This window comes from Ruminococcus callidus ATCC 27760 (assembly GCF_000468015.1).
Classification (GTDB): domain Bacteria; phylum Bacillota; class Clostridia; order Oscillospirales; family Ruminococcaceae; genus Ruminococcus_C; species Ruminococcus_C callidus.
Genome location: NZ_KI260349.1, coordinates 403 through 2,617, shown reverse-complemented (window position 1 = coordinate 2,617; position 2,215 = coordinate 403). Strand labels below are relative to the sequence as shown.

The following is a 2,215-nucleotide window of genomic DNA, read 5'->3' as shown; positions in this document are numbered from 1 at the left end:
CGCCAGACGCTCTTTGTGCGGTATTGCCTTAGATAAGCAGACGCTTATTCATATTTTGCAATGATTTCCAGAGAAACCTCTTTTCGGGTGCGTCTGGTGTCCATTGCACTTTTCTCAATGTAACGGTGTGCAGCTTCTTCCGACATGCCCTGTTCCGTGATCAGCAGGAACTTTGCACGGGAAACGTACCGCAGTTCCTCTAACTTGGCACGAAGCTTGTTGTTTTCCTTTTGCAGCCCCAGCAAACGATGGCGAAAGGCACTTCCCATGCGGATCGCCTGTAACAGTTCCTGCTTGTTCAGCGGCTTGGGAACCACACAGACTCCGTAGTCACTGGTGCGATTGGTCATTTCCTCTGCCAGATCTGCCTTGCAGATCAGAATGACACCGGAACATGTGGACTCACAGAGTTTCACTGCCAGCTGGTGTCCGAATTCGTCTTTCAGCGGCGTGTTGATCAAAATCAGGTCAAAGTCATCATGAGGAATCATGCGTCTTGCTTCGCTGCCGCTGGAGATGACTGCAACGGAGCCGCAGCCACAGGCTTTCAAAAAGCTGGTGACACTGTCCAGTCCTTTTTCAGAGCCGGAGATCATTAACGTGCGTTCTGAATACACCGTTGTGTTTCCTCCTCTTTTTCAGATTGCAGTTTTCCGGCTGCTTAAAAATATCGGTCGAAGCAGAATGCTTCCGGATCTTTTGCCAGATGATAGGCATCGACTTCTTTCTGCATTGCCGCGGAAAAATCGTGGAGAATTGCCTTGGGCACAGTGTTACGGACAAATTCGCTTTCCAGTGCCAGCTGGATAGATTCTTCCAGGGAGTGGGGAAGTGTGGGAATGGCAGAATTTTCATTTGCTGCATTCATGTTGTCGGACAGTTCCTCGTTGTTCTGGATTCCTGCCATGCCGGCACTCAGCAGCATCTGGAATGTGATGTACGGATTGCAGTATGCGTCAGCGGAACGGAATTCAATGGAGCCGTCCCGACCCGGAGCATACAGCAGCTGTACCAGCGGAATGCGGTTTTCCTCGGACCAGTTGATGCGGGAGGGTGCCGCACGATAGCCGAAGCGGTCGTAGGAGTTGATCGTGGGGTTGGAGAACATGGTGAATTCCCGTACCCGATTGAGGATTCCGGCAATAAAGGCTCTGCCCTCCGGGGTAAGGGCTTCGTGGCTGTTGCCGAAAATGCTCTTGTCGTCTTTCTTGATGCACAGGATGATCTTCAGCCCGCTGCCGCTGCAGTCCTTGAACGGCTTCGGCATAAACGAAGCGTAGAAGCCATTCTGTGCCGCAATGGTCTTGACTACGGTCTTGTAGTGAGCCATGTTGTCGGCAGCTGTCAGCGGATTGCTGCATGCGAAGTCGATCTCGTTTTGTCCGGGGCCGTGCTTGTGGCAGGAGGTGGTAGGGTTCAGTCCCATTTCCTCCAGCGACAGGCAGATCTCGCGGCGGGTGTTTTCGCATTTGTCCAGCGGAGCCACGTCCAGATAGCCGCCCTGATCGCAGGGCTTCTTGGTAGGCTTGCCCTCCATGTCGGTTTCGAACAGGTAGAACTCGCAGCGGGTGCCCATTTCACACTGATAGCCCTGATTCTGAAGGGACTTCATGGTTTCCCGCAGATTGCGGCGAAGATCGCCTTCGTAGGGAGTGCCGTCCATGTGGTACAGTTTACAGAAGAAACGTACCACACGACCGGACTGGGGCCGCCACGGCAGAATGGACAGGGTAGAGGTGTCCGGTTTCAGCAGCAGGTTCTGGTGCGATGCCTCCAGCAGTCCGGTGGCATTGAACGGAATGCCGTCTGTAATGGCACGGTGCAGTTCCCGTGGCATGATGGCAATATTTTTCATATTTCCAAACGTGTCGCAAAAGGTCATGCGAATAAATTTTACGTCATTTTCCTCGATGAAGTCGGATAGGTCAGTTTCAGAAAAAAACATATGATACCTCCTGAAAGTATACTATTTTTAGTATACAATATATGTTTCTTGATAAAGCAATTAGAATGTGTACAATATGTAAAAAAACGAATTCCGTATTGAAAAAGATAAGAAACTATGATATAATGTAAATAGAATAATAAAAAGCTTTTTCCGAAGAACTTAAAAAGACATATATTGAAAGCTGAATTTCAAAGCTTTATGGGAGGCTATCAATGGAAAATCTGAAATTTAAGGATATAAGGCAATACCGCACAAAGAGCGTCTGGC

The 2,215-nt window shown here is 49.6% G+C and carries 2 protein-coding genes; both read right to left on the bottom strand.

Annotated features, from left to right (window positions below; all coding sequences use genetic code 11):
* Positions 1 to 44: 44 nt before the first annotated feature.
* Entirely contained in the window at positions 45 to 617 is a 573-nt protein-coding gene (locus tag RUMCAL_RS04685; RefSeq protein WP_147329995.1) for an ANTAR domain-containing response regulator, read from the bottom strand.
* Between the two features lie 44 nt (positions 618 to 661).
* On the bottom strand, positions 662 to 1,945 hold the full coding sequence (locus RUMCAL_RS04680; protein WP_021681433.1) for a glutamine synthetase family protein: 1,284 nt from the start codon (positions 1,943 to 1,945) through the stop codon (positions 662 to 664).
* Between the last annotated feature and the right edge of the window lie 270 nt (positions 1,946 to 2,215).

What these genes read in the sequence shown, in the direction of transcription:
- RUMCAL_RS04680 (WP_021681433.1), bottom strand. Translation starts at nt 1,945, where the DNA reads ATGTTTTTTTCTGAAACTGACCTATCCGACTTCATCGAGGAAAATGAC.